The sequence below is a fragment of the Microbulbifer maximicatervae (SeqCode) genome (assembly GCF_052467615.1).
This window is the reverse complement of the sequence record NZ_CP174319.1, coordinates 2,789,861-2,814,497: the sequence shown is the minus strand read 5'-3', so window position 1 is coordinate 2,814,497 and position 24,637 is coordinate 2,789,861. Positions and strand designations below refer to the sequence as shown.

The 24,637-nt window shown below is 48.1% G+C and carries 6 protein-coding genes; 5 read left to right on the top strand and 1 reads right to left on the bottom strand.

Going from position 1 to position 24,637, the window contains the following annotated elements; genetic code table 11:
• The first annotated feature begins 181 nt into the window (after nt 1-181).
• The 3 genes from ACJJIM_RS12455 (at nt 182) to ACJJIM_RS12445 (ending at nt 19,238) form a co-directional block, all read left to right on the top strand.
• A complete protein-coding gene (locus tag ACJJIM_RS12455) occupies nt 182-13,231 on the top strand; it encodes an isopeptide-forming domain-containing fimbrial protein (RefSeq protein WP_444911115.1) in 13,050 nt (4,349 codons plus the stop codon).
• The gene (locus ACJJIM_RS12450) at nt 13,231-18,423 is read left to right on the top strand and encodes an OmpA family protein (protein ID WP_444911114.1); all 5,193 of its coding nucleotides are present in this window, start codon (nt 13,231-13,233) and stop codon (nt 18,421-18,423) included. The genes ACJJIM_RS12455 and ACJJIM_RS12450 overlap by 1 nt, the downstream gene beginning before the upstream one ends.
• A gap of 545 nt (nt 18,424-18,968) precedes the next feature.
• On the top strand, nt 18,969-19,238 hold the full coding sequence (locus tag ACJJIM_RS12445) for a hypothetical protein (protein WP_413662561.1): 270 nt from the start codon (nt 18,969-18,971) through the stop codon (nt 19,236-19,238).
• A gap of 485 nt (nt 19,239-19,723) precedes the next feature.
• On the opposite strand, the gene ACJJIM_RS12440 is transcribed toward ACJJIM_RS12445, so the two are convergent.
• A complete protein-coding gene (locus ACJJIM_RS12440; protein WP_444911113.1) occupies nt 19,724-21,085 on the bottom strand; it encodes a hypothetical protein in 1,362 nt (453 codons plus the stop codon).
• 885 nt (nt 21,086-21,970) lie between these two features.
• Here ACJJIM_RS12440 and ACJJIM_RS12435 point away from each other — a divergent pair.
• Nucleotides 21,971-22,462 carry an SMI1/KNR4 family protein gene (locus ACJJIM_RS12435; protein WP_444911112.1) on the top strand — a complete coding sequence of 164 codons (492 nt, stop codon included), beginning with the start codon at nt 21,971-21,973 and terminating at the stop codon, nt 22,460-22,462.
• 666 nt (nt 22,463-23,128) lie between these two features.
• A complete protein-coding gene (locus ACJJIM_RS12430; protein WP_444911111.1) occupies nt 23,129-24,502 on the top strand; it encodes an MFS transporter in 1,374 nt (457 codons plus the stop codon).
• Nucleotides 24,503-24,637: the final 135 nt, after the last annotated feature.

Genomic DNA, 24,637 nt, shown 5'->3' with positions numbered 1-24,637 from the left:
CCGCCTGAGAACCACTTGGCAATCCCTACAAAAGTTCCACTTGTCAGCTGGCTAATTATGACTTGTTTCACGGCTACCTAAGTGGGTTGTAATTAAAGTTCGCCCACCGTGGAGTGTCTGGTGTAAATGCCCGATTTACCTCCAAACATCTGTATTAGAAAGTGGCGGCCGTTAAGTGATAATGAAGTCGGAATTTGTTGAGCGAAAATCCTGCAAGTCTGTGATTATTGGATTTTTATTGGTCTGTGCGGTGGTCCTGCTAACTGCACCGCAGGCACTTGCTCAATCCAACTGTCCTTCTATTACCGATGATCCTGCAGGGTTCAATATTCTCAGTCACCGCTCAGGCCAAAGTTGGTGCGTTTTATGTGGTGATGGACAGGTAACCATCGAAGTTGATGTACCCAGTATTTTCAGTGGCCTATCGGGTACCCAGTCTATTCAGGATATCGTTATTACGGAGAACTTCGGGTCCTCCGGTCTCGAGTATGTGACTGGCTCTACTTCAGTGAGTTCTGGGTTTGTTCTGGGTGAGCCCACTATCAGTGGTACCACGATTACCTGGGATCAAAATGACCTGTCAGCACTTGCAGAGCGTGACGAAAATACGACCCTGACTATCACCTTCAACGTGCGAAGCCAGGATGAAGAAGAGGAAGAGCTGGTTGTTAATAATCGCACCCTAAATGCTACCGCAACTTTTGACTACTGCAGTTACCCCACCACTACAGATACTCACAGCATGGAGTTGGCGATCCGCGAGCCGGAACCCTCCATGGACAAGCGAGGCCGTAACATTGACGCGGCGCAAACAAACTACACCAATAATGTCTATGGCAATATTGAAGATGATGTGATCTGGCGTATTCGTATCTCTAATGATGGTGACGCGGATATGCAGGATGCGCGTTTTGATGATTTGATGTCCAACCCCAACATGGATATCAATTACGCCTGTCCGAGTGAAAGTGCCGCTGAAGCTGTTGCCAATAATAATGGTGTTGCGCCTGGTGGCAGTAGCTGCGTTTCAGCAAGTAATTCTATTAATAACTTTGAGCTGGATGGTAATTTTTCCAATGGCTCAGGGCGCACTGACGTTCCGTCTGGTGGTGATCTGGATATTTACTTGGTAGGTAAGGTAAATACCTCCTGCACTAATGGTACTAATACAGTATCAGATTTACAGTGGGGTTGTGAGATTGACGGTGATACGGGTGTTGGCGGTATTTCCAGTCCTGCGGAAGCCTCGGCTCCAGGCTCTGATACTTCGGAAATGCGTGTTGAGGTTTCAACTGATCTCACTATTACCCAGGAGATTACCGGTACCAACTTGAATCAACCTCTCGGTGCTTCCGGTTACGTCACTATAACCGTAAATAACCGGACGGGTGGCTCGGTAAGAGATATCCAGTTTGTCAGCGATCTGCCCGATGAGTATGTGGTTGATACCACCTTTACACCGGAAATTACCCGAGAGCGTCGCGGTATTGATAACCATGGCGCTAACTACAGCTCAGACTATGACGGCAAAGCCGATACGCTGGAATGGCGTGTGGGTTCTACTTGGAATCAATGGGATACGGATCCACTTAATAACAACCAACCGGAATTCCGCTTGTTGAGTAGTACAGTTCACTCGGTATACTCAGACCAAGAGCACATGATGCGACATGGAGATGAAATTCAAATTCGTTTCCGCATCGTTACGATTGAGCCTGACTTCTTTGATCTGGATGCGGACCTGGATGTAGAGGAAGAGTCTTCGACCACCGGTACTGATCCTAATAGTAATATCGCACTGGCAAACAATGTTCTCACTATTGATTACGAGGACTTTTGTTCTTCAACCAGCCCTGCTACTCAGGTAGATACGGAATCGGTTACGCCCGACCCTGAAGACCTGGATATTAGTACTGTTCACCCCCTCTATATTGTTCGCGATAGTGGCACTTCAGAACTAACAGTGGATATCACTAATAATGGTGGCCACGATGCGAATGATTATTCAGTGTATGTCACCTTCGGTGAGGCGATGAGGGTATTGTCTAATGACCGCAGCTGTACGGCGTTGGGCAATCCGAATGTGGGCACTGTACCTCAGCACCCTGTATGGAACCAGCCGGATTACTTGCCAGATTCCTCAACAGTGTATCGCTGTGACAGTGGTGATCTTGGTGGTGAAATTGGACCCGGTGATACAGAGCGGGTGATTTTTGTGGTTGAAAAGAATCACTCGGCCACCGATGACGACCTGACTTTCCGCGCGGATGTGGTCGGTGAGATCACTTTGAATGATGGTACACCTCTGTACTTTCCGAGCCCTGCCGTAATTACCGAGACAACACCAAGCTTGCAGCTGGCCAACAATTACACCCTTGATGGTATGCGCGCACGGGTAATGGGTTTTAACCTGGTCAAGGACCGTTCCGATGAATGTACCGAGCTGACCAGTGAAACTGCTTTCCCAAATAGCAGTGTATTGATTGGTGAAGAGTGTAGTTTTGAAATTCAAGCCGGTGGTTGGTTTGGATTCGATACACCGGGATTTACTTTGATAGAAGTGAAGGACATTGATGTTATCGATGACCTTCCCGACGGCCAGGGCTATATTGCGGATTCACCGCTAAATTGTTCAGACGTCAGCCTTCCTGATCCCACCTCTCAGGCAAATTGTGTGGTGATTTCGAGCAGTGATATTGTTGAGGGCGGTGGTCTGAATAACTCTCTGAGTGAGACAGATTTACGGTGGGATATTACTACCAATATTACAGCGAAAGACCGCTGGTTCCTTGCGGATATGACAACCCGCTTGTTGAATGACCCAGTGGATACAGAAAACACTGATCCGAACCAACACGCAAATGACAGTATCGATTACGCCCGCGCCCAGTTTACTGCGGTTTTTGATACTGAAACGATTATCGTAGATAACTACAATACCAGTGGAACCCTGACCAATATTGATGGTGTTCCAACCACGGTCCCCGGTTTCCCAGATATTACTGAATGGTCGGAATCTGTCACTGTTACTGAACCCTCGATAGAAGTCGATAAAAAAGTCTGTAATGAAAATCTCTACGGCACTGGAACAAGCTGTAGCAATTTTGTGGATTTTACTGATGAAGGGCACAGGGACCAGACTTATATCTTCCGTCTCACGGTGACTAACCGGGCTGCGGATAGCGGTGTTGATCGCGCTCCCGCATACGATGTTGTAGTAACTGATACCCTGGATTCTTCCGGCCAGATGTGTGTGCAGGCAATGGATTCCGATAGCCTGGATAACGATGCTGATGGCAGTTCGGAAACTGTCAGTGGCGACGATGGCTTGGTGGGAATTACCTCCGGTGCAAATAACTATTCGGAAGCTACCCACTGTAGTGATGGTGGCACTCCGGCTATTATTACTTTTTCCTATGAGCATTCCACTGCCCTTGAGCGAATTAACCCGGGTGACTCCGTAACTCTGTATTACCGTGTGAAACCACATCAGTCAGTGGCACCACTGCAGCTGTTTACCAATACTTTCTTCGCTCGCTATGACAGTTTGGAAGGCGATTTTGGTAATCAGACTTCTCCGCAAATTGACAGTGACACGGACAATGATGGTGTCGGTGACGGCACTCTTGCAGCCGGTCGGGCGCGCCACTACCAGTCCGACGATGCCGAAGCACAGATGAGGATTATTGAAGTACAGGCAGAGCCGAAGGAAGCCCTTGAGTTCTCCAACGGCACGGCCAGTGGAACCAGCAGTGACACAGCTGTTGTCGGTGAAGAGGTACGTTACGAACTGACAGCACAGATTCCGGCAGCGAAACTGCGAGACTTTGTGATTCGTGATGAATTGCCGGCAGGTATGCGCTGTATCGAAGGGGAGACCATCGATTTAAGTGCCTCCCCTTATGATGCCGCTGGCTTTGTACCGGGAGGTACTTTTAATGCTACCTGTACCAGCACGGGTACTGCAGATTACGTTGAGTGGGATTTTGGTGATCAGGAACTCACCACCGTATCCGGTAGCCTGTTTGATTTTCCGGTAGAGTTTATTGCCCGTATTGAAAACAGCAGTAACACCAATGACGGTGATGTTTTGGGTAATGGCGGCAGCTATACCACTGCGCAAGTTACCTATGTGGATGAGTCCGGTGCGGCGGTGGCGGTGCCATTTGATGCCCATGAAATAACAGTACTCGAGCCACAAATACAGCTGACCAAATCCTTTGCTGTTACCAATAGTGATGCTGACGATATTTTGACAGTCACAGTTACAGCAGAAAATATTGGCAGTGCTGATGCCTACAACTTGCAGGTGCTCGACGACCTCACCGGTAGCAATCTTATTTACCTGGGAAATGTGGGCGGCAACGATCCTCCCAATAATGTTGATGTCACTACGGTGGGCACCAATGCCCCCATCTTTAGCTGGAATCGCAGCAATAGCGATTACACTATTGCGGTTGGCAATACAAAATCATTCACTTTTGAAGTCCAGGTAGAGCAGGGCGTTGAGCCCCATGAAATTCTGGACAACACCGTTGAAGCCCGCTGGCAGTCCCTGCCGGGCTCGGATGTTGCACTTAACAGTGGCAATTCTATTGGCATTGATGGTGCCGCTGATGGCATGCGTATTGGTGTTTTGCCTAATGTCGGCGATCCCATCAACGATTATGAAACCAATGCCAGCGCCCAGACCGAAGTGCCGTCATTAGCAATGACTAAAACGGATTTGGACACCTCGGTAGTTCCCACCATTGGTGCCCATAAAAAATTCCAACTGGAAATCAGTTTGCCGGAAGGTATCAGTGAAAATGTAGTTATCACTGATCAGCTGGGTAGCCCAGAAGGCTATGTGCTCTCTCACAATACTGACTACGATATTACTTACGATTTTGTCGGTATTGAAACTATTAATGGCAGCGCGCCATCTGAATCGGCCTTTAACAGTTTTCCGGGGGATAATACTTCCGGAAATGCTACCTGGGATATCGGCACCGTCGATACCAGCAGTGAAAATGACACGGCCGGAAGCACAATTGCTCCGCTGATTCGAATTACCTATTTTGCCCGCATCGAAAATGATCTCGCCACTAATGATGGTGACAATCGCCAAAATAGTGCCGCGCTTACTTACAGCAATGGGGAAAGTGGCAGCACAGAAAATATCAACGACAGCACAACCAGTGTAACGGTAGTAGAGCCGTTACTCGAGATTAATAAGACAGTGAGTAATGCCACCAACCCCGGCAATCTGCCGGTGGGTGGTGATGTGCTGGAATATGTTATTACCGTGGAGCATGATGCGGGCTCCAGTGCCGCAGCTTATGAGCTGAATTTAGTCGATACGCTGCCTTCAGAGTTGACCTTTGATAGCAGCTTTACACCTACCGCAGAAATAGGCGGTACCGCAGTATCCGGCTTTGTCGCCACACCAGCGGCAGCTCCAGCAGGTCCACTCGTATGGGGTCGTGACAATGGCGATAACAGTCTGGATTTAGCGCTGGGTCAAACTCTGGTGCTCACCTACCGAACCCAGGTTACAGGCGTTTTTGGTTCGCCTATCAGCAACAGTGTGATGCTGGACTGGACCTCCCTGGACGATGGCAGTATCAATGACCAGGCCTATGAGCGAGACGGTGCTGGATGCCCCAGTATTTCCGCACCTGATGATTACTGTGTTGGTCCTGCAGAAGCCAGTATTAATACGGTAGACAATACTAGCATTACAAAAGCAGTAATTGCCGATACAGATACCGCAACTGCAGTGGGTACCCTGCGTGTTGGCGATACTGTCACTTACCAGCTCACCCTGAATTTACAGGCGGGAACAACACCTGCAGTCACTATTGATGATGTGCTGCCCAGTGGTTTGGAGTTTGACACTGTTGTCAGCGTAAACGGGGACACAGCTGCTCCCTACAGCGATAGTCTGAATGACTTTACCTATTCAGCGATTTCGGTTCCCACTGCCGGTGATACTGGCACGGTGACCTGGGATCTAGGGGATATCACCAGTAATTTCGGTAATACCAATAACTTTGTTATTGAGTACACCGCTAAAGTAGTGGCGGGTTCGGGAATCACCGCACCTACCGCAACCCTGACCAATACGGCCCAGCTAAATTACACCGGTGCCGCCAGTACCTTGCAGGACAGCGCCGATATTACTGTACTGCAACCGGTGATCGACAATCTCACCAAGACCGATGCTACCTGGCCCAGCTCCCATATGAATGTGGACCCGGCCAACGATATTATGCAGTTTACCCTGCAGGCCTGTAACTCGGGTCTTGCCCCCGCCTACAACCTATCGCTAACTGACGATTTAGCGACGCAAATGGATGAGAGTTCCATTGCCAATCTCCAGGTGAGCCTCGACGGTGCTCTACTGACACAGGGAGCAGATTACACCTATAGTGGGCCGGCAACACGCGGTGCTGATATGGGCTTCGATTTCCTGGTACCGGTTGAAGCGGGCACCTGTTTGGAAATCAGTTACGAGATCGGTTTCTATACAGATATTAGTGGCGGTGAAAGCTGGGTTAACACTTTTACCGTCGATGAATTCTGGTCGCTGGAAGCTAGCAATGGCGAACAGTACTCTGCAGTTACTTTGGGCACTCCCTATCCTATGGGCACTGTTGCGACCAGTGTGACTGCTCCACAAAAAACACTGCAAACAGCGACTACTGCTGCTGTCGGTGACGAGGTCGTATACCAGATACAGGTCCCCGGTAGCGGCACCACCTCGGCCATTTACGATATTGAAATTTCCGATGTATTAGACCCCAGCTTAGAGCTGGTGCAATTGCAGGAAATTAATGGGCTTACCTACACCGATAATACCAGTGGCAATAATATCGATCTGGCAATCGATATTATCCCAGCCGGTACCGTGGCAATTTTTGAAGTTCGCGCCCGGGTTGCCAACAATGCCACAGCCCAGGCTGGTCACAGCTTTGAAAATGTGGTGACTTATTCTTATGCCGCGACTGATGGCGGCACTTCTCAGTCCGGAGGCACCGGCACTGCAGCGACACTCACCATCGTCGAGCCAGAGATAAGTGCAATTGCCTCTGTCGCAAATCAAACCAATCCCGGTAACGATCCGGATGCGGGCGATGTACTGCGTTTTACCCTGGACCTCAGTGCTGCGGGTAATGCGGAAAATTCTGCAGCTTACGATCTTTCGGTTAATGAGTTGTTATCCCTGGGGCTTGAGTTTGTACCGGGCACCGTGACTTTTGCCGGAGCCTCCCAGGCAGATCCCACCGTAACTGGTGACGGAATTACTACTGCGCAAAACCTGGTTTGGGATCGGGCCAATAGTGATCTGGATATCGCCGCTGGTGATAACAGTGAACTGGTCTTCGATGTGGTTGTACTCGACAGCGTACAGCCAGCAGCTGCGCTGTCCGCAACTGCCAGCGTGGAATGGACCAGTCTCGATGAAGATAACAGCAGTATTTATGAACGTAACGGTGCTGATGGCAGTGGCGGCCTGAATGATTACTTGCTGGAAAACATTGCTGCTCAGCTAGATGCTGCCAATGACAGCACAATTAGCAAAATTCGTTCAGATGACAGCTATGGTAGCGCTGATGAGCAATTGCGAGTGGGTGATTTGGTTGAATACCAGATTACCCTCTCTCTACCAGAGGGCACGGCTTCCAATGGGCTTATTGTCGATACTTTGCCCCAGGGAATGGTGTTTGTAAGCACACTTTCAATTAATGGCCAAACTTCTGCACCATTTACTGCTGCGGCGCCCTTTACCCACACCGATATCGCAGAACCAGTGCAGTCTGGTGATCCTTCTACTGGTGCCACTACGGTTACCTGGAGCATTCCCGACCTGGTCAATACGGGTGATAACGATACCAGCAACGATGAATTTGTTGTGCGTTACCTTGCCCGGGTTCTCAATGAGGATTCCCACCCCTGGCCGGCAACGAATACTGCTCTGATCAATACCGCAGAGTTTGGTTTTGATGCCGCCACAGGAGCCGAAACCCGTAGTGATAGCGAAACACTGGACCTGTTACAGCCGGACCTCGCCGTAGCCATAAGCTCAACTCCCGCTGATGGCAGCACGCTTTCCGCTGGCGATACGATTGAATATACCGTTACGATTACCAACAACGGTTCTTCACCAGCCTATGATCCAGTATTCCGCGATGTGATTCCTTTAGGTCTGCGCCAAGGGGGAGTCAGTGTCCAATCCCTCACAGTAAATGGTGCCGTAGCAACAGTGGTTGCGCCTACTTTCGATAGTAGTAATGGCGAAGCCGTTTGGGATTTTACCGCAGGTTCGGGCTACGGAATCAACGCCGGTGAATCCATGGAGATGGTATATCGCGTTGAAGCGGATTCTAATTTAGGGGCTGGACTTAGCCTGCAAAATGCGGCCTATGTTGAAGTTTATTATTCGCTTGATGATAACGATTTGCCGTCTCTGAATTCCGTGGCGGTCACTGACGATTTACGCGAGGATTATGGCCCGACTTCTCCGGTGAGTATCCAATTTAATACTCCCAATGCCGCGCCACTGTTGATTGAAGTTACCCAATTAGCAGCTTCCATTGGCGAGCCGTTTAACTATCGCATTACCATCCCGGAAACGGTGCAGACCACAGCGCTTCACGATGTCACTGTGCTGATGGATCTGACTGCGTCTGCTGCGGATCTGGAATTTGTCAGTGCCAGTAAAGTATCTGGCAGTGCATCTTTCACTCCGGAAAATAACGGCAGCTCCACCAGTCTCAGTATTGCAGATAGCACTAACGGAATTGATGTGCCCGCCGGCGAGCAAGTCGTTATTGATGTAACCCTGCGACTGCTGGATATGGACCCGCCGAATGTGGACGGTTTGAATTTTGCCACCAGTGCCAGCTACAGCTACAACTACGATAATGATAATGCCTCTGCGGGGCAGGGTGCGGGTAGCGGCAATACTACGGCGGACATGACAGTAGTAGAACCCACGGCTATTACCCTGACTAAATCTGGCCCCACCAGTGTTCAGTCCGGTGTAGGCGGTACCTTTACTTTAGATTTGCACAATACCGGTACGGGCCCGGCCTGGGATATTAGTGTTACCGATATTTTGCCGGATAATAATCCCGGTGGAATGTGTGAAACGCCCCCGGCCAATTTCACCGCGCAAATTACTGACAGCGCCGGCACCACGACGGCCACCCTGACAGAGGGTTCTGACTTTAGCGCGGTATTTGATAACGATAGCTGCACCCTCACAATTACCTCCATCGGCCCAGCGGCAATGCTGGATGCGGATTACCATCTGCTGATTGGCTACGACGCCTATTTGGATGCCGACACCGTCGATGGGGATACGCTGACGAATATTGCTGGTGTTACTCAGTGGCACAGCTGGGATAGCAGCCTCACTGAAGTTCGCCAGTACACCCGTGCGGCGCCCACTGATGGCACTCCCGGTGTATTGGATCATGAGGATGCTTATTCGGTTAGCGCCTCTGTGCCGAAAGTAACTTTCTACAAAGTAGTGGAAAATATCAGCCGTGGAGAAAACCCGGCCACTGCAGCCAGTCCCACAGAAGTTTTACGTTACACATTGACACTGACCAATATGAGCAGTGTTGATGTGAGCGGAGTCGAAATAACCGATGACCTGGGCCGATTAAATAATTCAGCACTGTTTGAATCGGGCACTTTACAGTTGGTAAGTGCTCCGACTGGCAGTGACAGCAGTGCTATCGATGCCTCTGCCGGTACCTGGAATAGTGGTTATCTGGAAGTCAGTAATCTGGATCTTACTGCGAGCGGCGCCGCGGGAGATTCTATCCAGATTGTTTATGAAGTTACCCTGGCAGCAGTTATTGATAATGGGACCCAAGTCTTCAACCAGGCCCAGGTTCAGCTTCCCGGGCAATTACTGCAAGACAGTGATGATCCCAACATCAACGGCACCGATGATCCGGATACGGCGGGTGATGAAGATCCCACAGAAGTACTGATTGAGTCAGAGCCATTACTGGTGGTAGAAAAAACGTCGGCAGATATGACTGATGACGCAGAACTGCTGATGGTTGGCGATACCCTGCGATATACCATTACCGTGGAAAATGCCGGTAATGAGAATGCGATCAATGCTCTGATATTGGATCAGATCCCATCTAATACAACTTATGTCAGTGGTTCTACCACCCTGAACGGCTCCACATTGTCTGATGTCAGCGGCACCTCTCCTCTGGCTGCAGGTATGAGCATTAATACCGATGGCGAAGCCGATGGTTTTATCGGCGCAACGGCCAATGGTGCAGCCGCAGTGGTCATCACCTTTGATGTCACCATTAATGACGTTAATGATGGCACCGTTATTTCAAACCAAGCGTTCGTAAATGGTGAAGGTGCGGGTAGCGGTACTTTTGATGAAGTGCCCTCCGATGACCCGAATACCGATGCCCCCAATGATCCCACGATCGATATTGTTGGCGATGTACCCCTGTTAATTGCCCACAAGACTGTGGAGATTGCCGAAGACTATATTTCCGCAGGAATTGTCGATCCGGGTGATGTACTTCGCTATACCATCGCAATCACCAATATGGGTGGTGTAGATGCTCTCGAAGTAGCGCTTACCGATCAGGTACCAAATGACACTACTTATGTTGCTGGCACCACCACTTTGAATGGTGAAGTGGTAGCGGATAACGGTGGTGGTAATTCACAGTTGGATTCTGCCTTACCGGTTTCATCCGATGACCTGACACCGCCGCTACCAGGAGCCAATGAAGGCATTATTACCTCGGGTCAAACTGCCACTGTCACATTTGAGGTAATGGTGAATGCTGGCACTCCGACAGGTACAGTTATCAGCAACCAGGGTAGTGTTGATGCAGATGAGTTGGCACTTACCCTGACCGACGCAGATGGCAACCCAGCCAATGGTGCACAGCCAACTGACGTTGTCGTGGGTGATGCCCAGTTGCTCTCCATTGTGAAAGAAGTTGCTGTTGTCGGTGGCGGTGCCGCAGAAGCGGGTGCAGTATTGGAATACCTGGTAACCGTCGAAAATATCAGCGGTGTCCCCGCAACTTATATTGAGATCACCGATGACCTGGCTATAGCTGGAGATGGAGTTCTCACCTATATCGCCGATTCGGCCATGCTCAACGGGCAGACCGATGGAATAACGGTTGTCGACACGCTAATCACAGCAGACTACGCCACAACTTACGGTGACTTGGAACCGGGAGAGATGGTTACTCTGCGATTCCAGGCGCAGATGTCAGAAAACCTGGATTATGGTTTTACTGTATTAAATACCGCAGAAGTACAGTGGAATGATCCTGCTTCCAGCGCTCAGGCCAGTGTTGCCATTGACGTTGGCGGTACCCCGGGCATTGCCAACCTGGCTGGTTATCTGTGGCACGATGTGAATTTCAATGATGCCTTGGATACGGATGAGAGCCTGTTGCTTAATTGGGCGGTAGACCTGTATTTCAATGACGAATTGATGGAAACAGCTCAGTCTGATGAAAATGGTTACTTCCAGTTCCAGGGGCTGGTACCGAATAGCTATGGTGGCCTTAGCTATGAAATGCGTTACACCGCACCAGATGCTACTGAAAGTACAGCTTCATTGGGTAACTCTGTTTCTGATTTCACCAACGGCCCGCAGTCCATTAGTGAAATTTATGTAGATTCGGGAGCGAACCCACAGGATTTGAATTTGCCTCTAACACCCAATGGCGTGGTTTACGATTCAGTAACCCGCTCCGCCATTGAAGGTGCCACCCTCACTATGTTGAGGGTGAGTTCCGGTCAGGAATTGCCTGCGCGTTGTTTTGATGATGAGAAACAACAAGGGCAGGTAACCCAGTCTGGGGGTTACTACAAGTTTGATATCAACTTCAGCGATGCAGCCTGTCCATCCAGCGCGGACTACCTGATTCAGGTGGATATCGCGGATGAGGATTATGTGGGTGGTGAATCACTGGTAATTCCTTCTCAGACAAACAGCGAAACTGCCGGTTTTGATGTGGCCGGTTGCCTGGGCAGCAACGCCGATATGGTTCCTGCGACCGCAAATCATTGTGAGGTTCAGGAATCATTCTCTCACCCCTCTCTTGATGTCGAGGCGCGGGATGCGGCAACGGACTACTACCTGCGAATGACTTTGGATGATGGTCAGATTCCAGGGGAAAGCCAGCTGTTCAACAACCATGTCGCCATGGACCCGGAGTTGGAAGGGGCGCTATCCATCACCAAAACCGCGGCCATGCTCAACGTAACCCGCAGTCAGTTGGTTCCTTACACCATTACTTTTGGCAATACGCTGCCAATTCCACTGACAGATCTACAGCTAGTCGATTACTTCCCGGCAGGCTTCAAATATGTCGCGGGCTCGGCGCGCCTTGATGGAGAAGCGGTTGAGCCTGAAAGCGAAGGCCTGCAATTGAGGTGGTCAGACCTGCGCGTGGAAGCGGAAGAAACCCGTGTATTGAAACTGCTTTTGGTTGTGGGCTCCGGTGTGGGCGAGGGCAAATATGTGAACCGCGCCCGTATGTTCAACCAACTATCAGGTCAGGCTGCCTCTGGTGAGGCCTCTGCCACAGTGCGCGTAGTACCCGATCCCACCTTCGACTGCACCGATGTTATCGGCAAAGTGTTTGACGATAAAAATATGAATGGCTACCAGGATGAAGGAGAGGGTGGTTTACCGGGTGCTCGAGTGGTGACTGCTACCGGCCTGAATGCTACAGCGGACTCCCACGGTCGATTCCATATTACCTGCGCAGTGGTGCCGAATGGGGATCGAGGTTCCAATTTTGTGCTCAAGCTCGACGATCGCAGCTTGCCAAGCGGGTATCGTCTCACCACTGAAAACCCGCGTGTGCTGCGAGCCACCCGAGGCAAGATGCTGAAGTTCAACTTTGGAGCCAGCTTGCACCGGGTAGTGCGCCTGGATATTGCCGAAGCGGTATTTGAACCGGGCACAACAGAATTGCGCCCGCAATGGCATTCCCGAATGGATTTATTGTTGGAAAAACTCAGTGAAGCTCCCTCTGTTTTACGCCTTGCCTATCTTGGGGAGAATGAAGATCCGGATCTGGTGGACGAGCGTCTGCAGGCAATTAAAGATCAGGTCGCCCAGGACTGGGAGAGCCGTGAAGGTGACTACGATTTGACCATAGAAACTGAAGTTTTCTGGCGCCGTGGAGCGCCTCCTGGTAAAGGAGGTTTGGAGTGATGTCCTTTGCAAAACGGAATCGTGATCAGCGAGCTTGCTCGATAAATACTGCCGCGAAGACGACCCGCTTTTTCCCCCGGCGGGACTGCCGTCTCGCCACCGCGATCGCGTTGGCATTAACACTTCCAGCGCAGGCCCAGGAAGCGAGAGCGCAAGTAGATGAGCCTAGTTGGTGGCAGGTCTGGCAAAATATTCCAAGCCTGAGTTCTGAAGAAAGTGGAGCTCAATCCGAACTCGAAGAGCAGTCGATAGGCGGTAATACTGAAGGTATGCTGCTGCGCGCACCTACAAATCAATGGTTGCAGGATGCGACTCAATTTGTTGCACCGCTGGACCCGATTGTGGTGGAAGATTTTATCGACCCAATCCTGTTCTATGGCGTTGAGGATGAAATTCCTCTGGAGGCAGTGGAGTTACTGCGCCAGAGTTTGAATGATTTGGGTGAGACGCCCAATTTTAAGTTGCACTTTATTGGCCATACAGATTCCGATCCCCTTACCGGGGAACAGGTAGCAGACTTTGCCAGCAAAGAAGAATTTACTTTGGCGCGGGCCCAGTTCGTGGCGGACTTCCTTCAAGAGGCCCTTGAACTGCCTGAGCAAATGATTGTTGTTGAAGGGCGAGGGGATATAGAACCCACAGCGGATAATATTACTACCGCAGGTCGTGAAGAGAACCGCCGAGTACAGGTAAAAGTAACCTACGACGCCCTGGATGAAAAAGCCATGGCGGACCGTGCCCGTGCGGAAGCATTGTTGCTCAACCGGGTGAAAGTATGCCGCCAGGAAACGGTGTGCAGGCTTACTTATGCCGCAGGCAGTGAACAGCGGGCACGCCTTAGAAACCTGGTGACGCCACTGAGGATGGAGCCCGGGCAAACAGAATTGCCGGAAGCCTTTATTCGCCGTATCCGCGAGGTTCGATCCAACCTTGCGGATAAAAACAATCTGGTTATTCACTTTATTGGTCATACCGACGCCCGCCCCCTGGACGTGAGTGAAAATCCGGAAGCCCAACAGAGTGCTTATCAGGAGCGATCCTATAGCGAAGCCCGCCGTGTCGCTCAGGCCCTGGGTTCTGCACTGAATTTGCCTGCGGCCATGGTCACCAGCAGTGGCAAGGGGGCAAGTCAACCAATAGCGGCCAACGATACGCCGAAAGGCCGAGCCCTCAACCGTCGCGTAGAAGTGGAATTTTGGTATGACGACCCATTGGAAGTCGCTACAGATTCTGTTCAGGCCTGTCCGGAAGCTGCCGCTGCGGAAACTCTCACTATTGCCTATGAGTCTGCCGGTGGAAAACTGTCGCCGATTCGTTTTGATAATGGCGATCCGATTATCAGTCAGGCACAGCTAACACAAATACGTGCGGCCATGGCTGAAATTTCCAATAAAGCGAATGTTCGTTTGAGCTTTATTGGCTACAGCGATAACCAGCGTATGGATCGCCGCGAAGCGATGGTTTACGGCGATGACCAGGGATTGTCCGGTGCCCGCGCTCAGCGCGCTATGGCACAGGTACAGGAGTTGCTCAACCTCGAAGATACCCAGGTGGAATTTGAAGGGCGCGGCTACGTCCAATCTGCGGATGTAGTGAGCAATGGCTTTGAGCAGCGGGATGGAGCCAGGGTTGAGATCGAAGTCCTGTACGATGAATTGGCAATTCTCACTGAAAGTGATCGCTTGGAAATCGAGCGCATTAATCGTGAAGCCATAGCCAATAATCCCTACGCACTTAACTTAATGCGTATCACTGTCGACGGCAGCCCGGAATACGACCCCTATAAAAACTCGGCGGACTTACAGCGCTGTACTGATGTGGCCTTGCAAGAAGCGAATATTCAATTTCGCTTCGACAATAAAAAAATGCAACCGCGCCTGAATGTGACAGCGTGGCCAAATACCATCCGTTACGCGGATAACCCGGATACCGACCTGGCAGAGAACCGGGTATTTTTCAGTAGCTATACCAACTATCCCTCTTTTATTAAAAGTACCGAAGTGCGATTGTTCGAAGAGGGACAGTCTCTGCGCGATACACCTCTGGCAATTGTACCGCTGGATCACTTTGGCAAAGGGGAATGGCATGCAGAATTTTCTGAATTCCAGGCGCCTCTAAAAAAATTACACTACGTACTGCGTGCCTATGACAACAAGGGCCGCTATGACGAGACCACGGAACAGACCCTGTGGTTGGTAGATCAAATTGAAGAGTCTGCAGAAAATGAAGATATCGGTAGGGAATTATTAGTAGGCTACGGTGAGAACCGCTTAGCGCAGCGGAACATTCCTCTGGATGGTAACAGTGTACTGGTCAATGGCACTCAGGTGCCGCCCGGGCACACCGTATGGTTAGCGGGCAATCCGGTACCGGTCGACAGTCAAGGCCAGTTTATCGCCGAGCAAATTTTTGAGCCGGGTATGCACACGGTTGAAGTGGCGATACTTGATGATGAGGGTAATGGTGAACTTTTCCTGCGGGATTTGGATTTTGCCAAAAACGAATGGTTTACTGTAGGTATTGCCGACCTTACTGTGGGTTACGATAAAACCAATGGCCCAGCAGCCTTGGTTACCGGTGATGAAACTCATTATGACAATTCAGTAAGCTACGATGGCCGTCTGGCGTTTTACACCAACGGCGGTTTCGGGGAAGGTTGGCGTCTGTCGGCCAGTGCAGATACCGAAGAGGGCCCGGTAGAGGATCTGTTTTCCAACTTTATGGAAAAGTCTCCCGATGCCTTGTTCCGCCGCCTGGATAGTGATTTGTATTACCCGACGTTTGGCGATGACTCCACCGTAGTTGAAGACGCCCCCACGTCAGGCAAGTTTTATGTGAAATTGTCCAAGTACGATGACTACGGTCTCTGGGGTAATTTCAAAGCCAACTACGCCGATAATGAGCTCGCTCAAATTGACCGAACGCTCTACGGCGGTAGCGGTCACTTTGAAACCGATGCGATGACCAGCTTTGGTGAGAAGCGCTTTCAAATAGATGCCTTTGGAGCAGAGCCGGGAACCATTGCCGGGCGCGATGAGTATCGTGGAACCGGCGGTTCCCTGTATTACCTCCGTCACCAGGACATTTCCAGCGGTTCGGAAAGTTTACGAGTAGAAGTTCGGGATAAAGATTCCGGGCTGGTGCTCGGAGTTAAGACTCTCACCGCAGTAGTTGATTACGACATCGACTATATCCAAGGGCGTATCCTGCTTAACAGCCCCTTATCTTCCCTGGCAAATGATGAACTGCTCATTGAGGATGGCGCTTACAACGGCAATCCCCAATACCTGGTAGCACGCTACGAATACACACCAGGTTTTGAAGAAATGGACACCCTGGCTGTTGGTGGGCGTGCCCACTACTGGTTGGGCGATCACGTCAAATTGGGCTTCAGCAGTATTCAGCAAGACGAAGATGAAAATGAAAGTTCCTTGCAGGGTATTGACCTGACTTTGCGTAAAAGCGCCAGTAGTTGGGTGAAAATTGAAATGGCCGATAGCGAGGGCAGCAATCTCGATAGCGTCAGTTCGCTCGATGGCGGCTACACCTTTGATGATGAAAGCCTGGATTCCACGGTTGCTGCGAGTGCAACCAACGTGGAAGGCGTTTTACAGCTGGGAGATTTCTTCGAGAGTTTGCGTGGCTCTGGTAGTTTTTACCATCAAGAGCGTGAAGCTGGATTTTCCGGTCCAGGCCAATTTGTGGATGGCGATACCATCCAATATGGCGGTGGCGTTAACCTGCCGATCGGCGAAAGTTTTGATGTAAGAATCAAAGCCGACACCAAAGAGGAAGAGCAGGGGTTGCAAACCAATGCCATGGACTTGATGCTCGGCTACCGTATCAATGATCACTGGCGACTCACCTCCGCAGTTCGCAATGATAGCCGTGAAGATGAATCCGAAGTTGTCGCCGCTACCCAGACAGAAGGGGATCGCACAGATGTTGCTGTCGAGGCGAGCTATGATTCCGGTGAGAGTTGGAGCGCCTTTGGTTTTGTTCAGAATACGATGGAAGTGACCGGTACCCGCGAAGAGAACAATCGCATCGGCCTCGGCGGCGCTTATCGGGTGAGTGACCGTTTGACAATGGACAGTGAAGTTTCCGGTGGTGATACTGGCACAGCTGCCCGACTCGGTACGGACTTTCTGGTGACTGACAGAACCAGCCTCTATATGAATTATGCGCTGGATAACGAGCGCAGCGATACCGGTGTGCGTGCACGCAAGGGCAATATGAGTACCGGCTTCCGCAGTCGCTATTCTGATACGCTAAATATTTACGGTGAGGAGCGCTACAGTCACGGTGATGTTTCCACTGGCCTGACCCACGCCCTGGGTATGGATCTGGCCCCCAATGACCGTTGGACCTATGGCACTACCCTGGAGGCGGGCACACTCGAAGACCCGGATACAGGAGCCAAGACCGAGCGCAATGCCATGGGCTTTAATGTGGGCTATGGTTTGGATGCTATACGCATCGCATCCGCGCTGGAATACCGTACGGATATATCGGAAACGGTATCGGGCGAAAATACTGTATCGGAAACTGAGCGCGATACCTGGCTATTAAAAAATACCTTCAACTACCAGTTCACCCCGGACTGGCGCTTGGTTGGCAAACTCAACTATTCAGACAGCAAAAGTTCGGAAGGTGAATTCTACGATGGTAAATTTACCGAAGCGGTCATGGGTTATGCCTATCGCCCGGTAAATAACGACCGCCTGAATACCCTGATGAAGTACACCTATTTCTATAATGTGCCAACTCAGGATCAGGTTACGGTTGATAATACCTCCACGGAATTTATCCAGAAGAGTCATATCTTTTCGATAGACGCCAGTTACGATATCAATCGACAGTGGACTTTGGGTGGCAAGTACGCCTATCGTCTAGGCCAGTTGAGCATGGATACGGAAGACCCAGAGTTTTTCGATAGCCGTGCGAGTCTCTATGTACTGCGTGCCGATTGGCATTTTATCAAGCGCTGGGACCTCCTCTTGGAAGCACGTCTGCTCGATTTACCCGATGCCCAGGATAGCAAGAGCGGCGCCTTAATCGGCTTGTATCGACATGTTGGCGACCACCTTAAGTTGGGGGTGGGCTACAACTTTACCGACTTCTCTGATGACCTCACCCAGCTGGACTATGACAGTCATGGGGTGTTTATTAATATTATTGGTAAACTGTGATTTGGGGCCCGGCAATTGTCGGGCTTAATTCCAGAAGTTTTAAATAACGGAAGCGTTCAGTAATCGGATAGTTTGCCGCTATACATGATAAATCTTTATTCGTTTCTATACTTCTTCTTGGTATAGCAAGCTTCATACTAGTCTTAACTCTTAAGATTGCTTTTTACTTACTTAAATTGATAGAGCAATCTGTAGCGACAAGATAAAGGCTTCCTGTATATTGATGATATCCATATCAAACAAGGAGTGACCTAGCTCATTGTTTTTATTAGCACTAACCAATTGTTTAAGTCGAACTAAACACTATTTAAGTGTTAAAAAATATATGCTATTTCTTTGAAACTAATTTATACCATTGTAAATGGGGTCGTGAATTTACTAGGTTTTCAAATTGTAAACTCATTTATGGGTGTATTCAGTGTTTGTTGATAAGCATAAGAGGTTATTCATACCTATCAACCTCGGATATTTAGCTATTGTTAGAGGGGTTTGAGTTCACTATGGAGCCATAATAACATCTAAATACTTGGAAATAAGGGAAGGTTATGAGTGCGGATGGAGACTTGATAATAATGGGAGAAAAAATTATTGAGAAGTTCAGGGAGAGGCCGGATAAGGAGAGCGGAGATGGTTTATGGAGGCAAGAAGTGATTTTGTCTTGTGAGATGTTGCTGGGTTGTCTGCGAGCTAATCCAGTCGAAGCAGACAAAGCTTTGCTATTATCGGAAGTGTTGCAAAAGAGGTATGAGCAGAGTAAGCCTCCTGTAGTTCCTTATTGGTGTAGAAGAATAACTGAATATTATACACAGGAGTAAAGCCTGTCAGGGATGGCCGATAAGCAAGAAATATGCTGAAAAATCAGCAATTAAGTTGTCGCAAATTGAAGGTGTAAGTCGATTTTATTTGTAATTGTATTTCCTGTTTTATAGGAGGAAAGAAGTTCTACCTCTGCGTGTAGAAGCCTCATCTATTGAAGTAGATGCACCTCCTGGAAGTTTCATTCTAGTAAGACACTAAAGGTGAGAAGCAGTACTTGAATTCATAGCGGAAAGCCATGGTCATATCTGTATTCATAGTACTATGGTTCATCTCAGCCTTAGTCCGCTATAGGTATAACTTACTACTCGAAAGCATTTCCGATATTAGGGAGTAGCATATGATTGAAAGTACAGAAAACAAACTTGGATGACTCCTGTATCACTGGGTTTAGTTTCCTTCTCACCCAAAAGAAACGCACCTTGGAGGGGGGAGGCAGCTCACCACTTCCAAGGTTATTAAGATGTACTGATGTGTTGAATAATTACTGCATATGGGTCGCGCTGTTATTATCTCCGAGCTGGGTAATATTAACTGTGCCGCTGAATCCAGTTTGAGTTACCATTAGGAAATTGTTGCTTCCAGTTTGAGAGAGGCCACTAGTATTTAGTTGTCCGCTTTGCGTTAAATCGATTTCGTTGAGATTACCGGCCTGGCTAAGAGTGGAGGAAACACCAATGCCATCTTGTAGAGAATTAATTAGGTTATCTTCACCACTCTGAATGGCAAAGAGATTGGAAGTGGCACCGGTCTGTTCACTGTTCAAGGTATTGATATTACCCAGCTGAATTACCTCAATACTATGGGTAGACCCGGACTGAATAATATCTACGGAGTTGTTATCACCAATTTGAGTAATTAAGTGGTTGTTTTCAGTAACTATTTGAGTGGTAACTGAAATATCGTTATTACTACCTTGTTGCAATGTATGGCCGACACTGTTGTTTGAGCTTGTTACATCTATTATTGAACTATTACTGTCACCGTACTGGGTTATGGTGCTAGTCTGGTTGGAGCTTGCGTCGCGAACGGCAAAGCCATTATTGTCATTCCCGAATTGTACAACCACGCCACTAGTATTCGCGCTGCTATTTTGATCTCCACCACCTCCAGAATTATCGTTACCCATTTGAAAAACGGTGATACTGGTATTGATACTCTCACTCTGCGGCGATGTGCCAACGTTGCCAACGCCGTAAGATTCTACAGTCAGAACAGCAAAATCTACATTGCTTTGAACGGAGGAGCCAATATTATCGCTGCCTGTCATGGTAAATTGCATAGAGCTATTTGATGTGTCTTCTTGTACAGAACCACCACCGTTATTAGTGCCGGTCAAAGTGTATGTCATTATGGTATTAGAAGTGGACCTCTGTAGTGAACCGCCGAAATTGGAGGTGCCTGTCATGGTGTAGATCATTGTACTGTTTGAGGTAAATTCTTGATCAGAGCTTGAAGAATTATCAGTTCCTGTTATGGAGTATTGCATTAGCGAGTTACTTGTTGAAATCTGAGTTGTTTGTCCATTATTGTTGTCGCCAAGAATAGTTATTATAGCTGTAGTGTTTGTAGTTCCATCTTGTTCGCTATCTGTGGAGTTATTATTTCCCTGCTGATGGTGAATGACAGTGCCGTTAGTATTTCCATTTATTTGTACCGCTTCAGCGTCATTGTTATCCCCGACCTGGGTCTGCACAACCAAATTGTTACTAATGGTAAGGTCACTCTGGTCTGCCATAGCAGTATTTCCATTGCCCACTTGACTAACAATATAGGTATTGTCCGAGAGGGCTGTATTACTGATGGCTAGGGAGAGAATTGTTGGGATAAATATTGAAATTTTCATGGGCAACTCATAAATTTAAAAAATTGAGTGAATTTCGTTTTGCTGCTGATGGTTTTGTGAGGTAGAGAATTCCCATGCCAATAAATGACATATCGGGGTGTCCTCTATCTGACGCTAAAATATCGATATTGTTGGGGTGGCGCTAAATGGGGATAATTCTATGGGCTGCTTAATAGATTTTTCCAAGCCATTTTTGTTGGTATTACAGCTTTTCTTTACCAGGATGCCGGTTGTATGCGAGCTCCTTAAATGATTTTACCTGAATAAGGTGTTTTGCCATTCAGTTTTTCAGCAGGGTTATCCTCCTCTGTCTGGGGGTAGGTTATATTTCTGCCATGCAGAAATAATATTTTCCATGAGGGGCAGGTCGTTTAATGTTGATAATAAATTCCCAGGAACTGAGTTCCTTTTGTATCCTTACTGCAAGGATAATTGTTGCTGATTTTGTTGGGGGTGGATATGAGATGGAGGTTTGGAATTGCTAGTAATAAAGTTCCATTTTACGGGCTTCTGTGTTGGAGGCTGCTCTGATGCGGTTAGGGGGCGCCCTGGCTTGTAGTTCTTTAATCAGTAAGGTGGTGCTTTATATCAGGCTGAATAAAATAACCAGATTCACAAGTAATTCGAGTTGAGAGGCTGGAAAATCTATGATTGTAATTAATGTGTCGCGCTCAATATATCTACATGAATCGCTGTATCCTGTTAAGACTATTGAAGCATGTTTTTCATTTTAAGTTGGCGGCTTTTCAGTTGCCATGATAAGCTTGAAAAACTTGCACGAATAATAGTGGGTGGGCCATGGTAAGTTATTGGGAAACTATCATACAGAAATTGTCTTCTTTGGGTTGTGCTGATGGATTGCAACTAAATCCGGGCTGCACTCAAATGGAATTGGAAAGTTTGGAGCAGCATATTGGTATCGAGTTGCCAGTAGATGTGAAAGCATTTTTATCGATACATAATGGCCAGTTTTATCGGGGGTTAGGACTTTTCTTCGAATCACAATTTCTTTCAACGTCTGATATCCAGCTTCGTTGGGATGGTTGGCGGGAGTTGGATGAAGAGGAAATGAATGAAGATTGTGCCGATTATATGAAATCCAGTCCAGAAGGGTATATAAAACCCCTATATACTAATAAATATTGGATTCCTTTAACTTTTGATTGGGCTGGCAACCATATTGGTGTTGATTTTGATCCGGATAGTAAAGGCAAGTATGGCCAGCTAATTGCTTTTGGCAGGGATGAAGATACTAAGCTTCTTATCGCTGATAATTTCTCTGACTTTATTTCGAAGTTTATTGTGGCTCTGGATGCTGCTAAGTGGGAGGGCGGAAGATTTCGTGGGGAGTTTGATACAATGAGTGGTTTATTATAAAAGACGGTGCTGCCCGCTAGTTTTATTTTCCAGCCTTTGGGTTAAGAGTAATTGGTAACCGTTATAAATGCTTATAGGTTGGGTGGCCCTGCTGACAATGTAATTGCTTGCAATAATGCAGGGTTGATTAGCGCTCAGTATTCGATACCATATGTAATTATCTACCATCTATTCCTATAGGATGGCTTGGACAAAAAAATGTATGCATGGATGGTCTAATGCTGCTTCGTTATTTTACTTAAATGTTGATTTTAAATTGGAGGTTTTCCTTTCTTATAATGATTTGATTGTGGGTCTTTCTGCCTCTATAAAAGTTGTCTCAATAATGAAAGTATAATAGCTTGAGTGCCAGTATATATGGCTACTGTTCCTAAAGTATGTGCTCCATTTTAGTTGGAGTGACTATGCGAATTCATTAATACCTTTGTTATTTGTATTTTAATCTGATGTTTAGAGGTCCTGTTATCCAATTGAGAAGATCATGCTTTAAATCGGATTCGATATTATTTGTCGGCCTTTGCTTTGTTTATTGGTGTGCTTAAGTTGTCATTTAATTTAGCATTCAAAGTTATACTGATAATTCGGATCTTAAGCTGGGTTTGAGACTACTTCTTCCTATAAGCTAGAGTTTAATTTGATAGGAATTAGGGGGCTGATATAGAAAAAATGGCGAATAAGAGCAATATCTCTGCGAATCAATGCTGGGGTCTATTTGTCCTTTTCCTATCAGTATTCCTTATCGCCAGCGATTTCACCGCCTTTTCACCAGCTCTCCCCGCTATCGCCAAAGACTTTTCTGTCCGCATCTCATTTGTGCACTGGGTAGTGAATGCCTATGCCTTGGCCTATGGAGTCATTATTGTGACCAGTGGGCGTTTGGCGGATATCTATGGGCGTGAAACTGTTTTCTTAATTGGTGTTGGTATATTTTCTTGCTCATCGCTATTGGGAGGGTTCGCGAGTGAGGTAGGGGTGCTGTTAATCGCCAGGGTATTGATGGGGTTGGGAGGTGCATTAGCCTGGTCGGCAATGCTGGGGATGGCTTACACACTGTTGCCATCTGATCGCGCAGGATTTGTTGGGGGCTTTGTTTTGGCTGCATTAGGTGTGGCTACTGCTTGCGGGCCTGTTATTGGAGGAGTGCTGTCAGATTTTTTGAGCTGGCGCTGGATTTTATTTTTGAATATCCCCATTGCTATCTTTGTGGTCGTTATTTACATATTGAAGTACCCGTCAGAGCGCTTTGAGAAAAAAGACGAACGAATTGATTACTTGGGCGTGTTAACTCTCTCCGTATCCCTTTTCCTGTTTTTGTTGGCTCTTGATTTAATGACTCAGACAGGTATTTCTCGACTCTTGGTTTTCTGTCTTCTGGCAATATCTTTATTGGCTGCGATAACTTTTGCTTTTGTTGAAGCTAGAATGGCAGATGATGCTCTTATTCCAGCGAGCTTGGTGAGAAATCGTGTGTTTATGGCATCAGGAGTTAGTGTGTTTTTTGTCGCTATCGCCTTCTTTGCAACCCTTGTCTATATCCCTTTACTTTTTATTAGCGTGCATCATTATTCTGCATTTCAGGCCGGATTGGCTTTGTTGCCAGCTATGGTCTCTTCTGGCGTTTTTGCATTTGTATCTGGAGCAATTCATGAGCGGTTTGGCCCCAAATTACTGCTCTGTTCAGGCGCCCTGGTGATGAGTCTGGGGCTTTTTATGCTTTCGGTTCACGGTCATCATATTGTCTACCCAGTCTTTGTGCCGGGCATGTTATTGATTGGCATTGGGTTAGGTATATTTAGCCCTGCCGCTGTGACTGCCGCAATAACTTCTGTGGAGGCCAGTAAATCCAGTTTATCTGGTGCTGTTGTCTATATGTTCCGTTTTTTAGGTGGTGCTGTGGGTTTGGGGATCAATTCAGCCATATTGGCGTCAGCGCCGGATATTGCCACCGGTGTGAACCGGGCACTACTGGTAGATGGATTTATTGTCCTTATAGGGTTCTTGATTGCAATTTTCTTCTTTCAGGAGCCCCAGAGAAGGTAATTAACGCGCTGCTTAGATTCCTCTTAGGCAATACGGTTTCTTATCGGTCTTTAGGAGCGTGTTTCCTATTTTCATTCTCTCTAAATGTTGACTGCAAGGGATAGGGCGAGTGGTCGGGGCTATCCTTCAACAAGT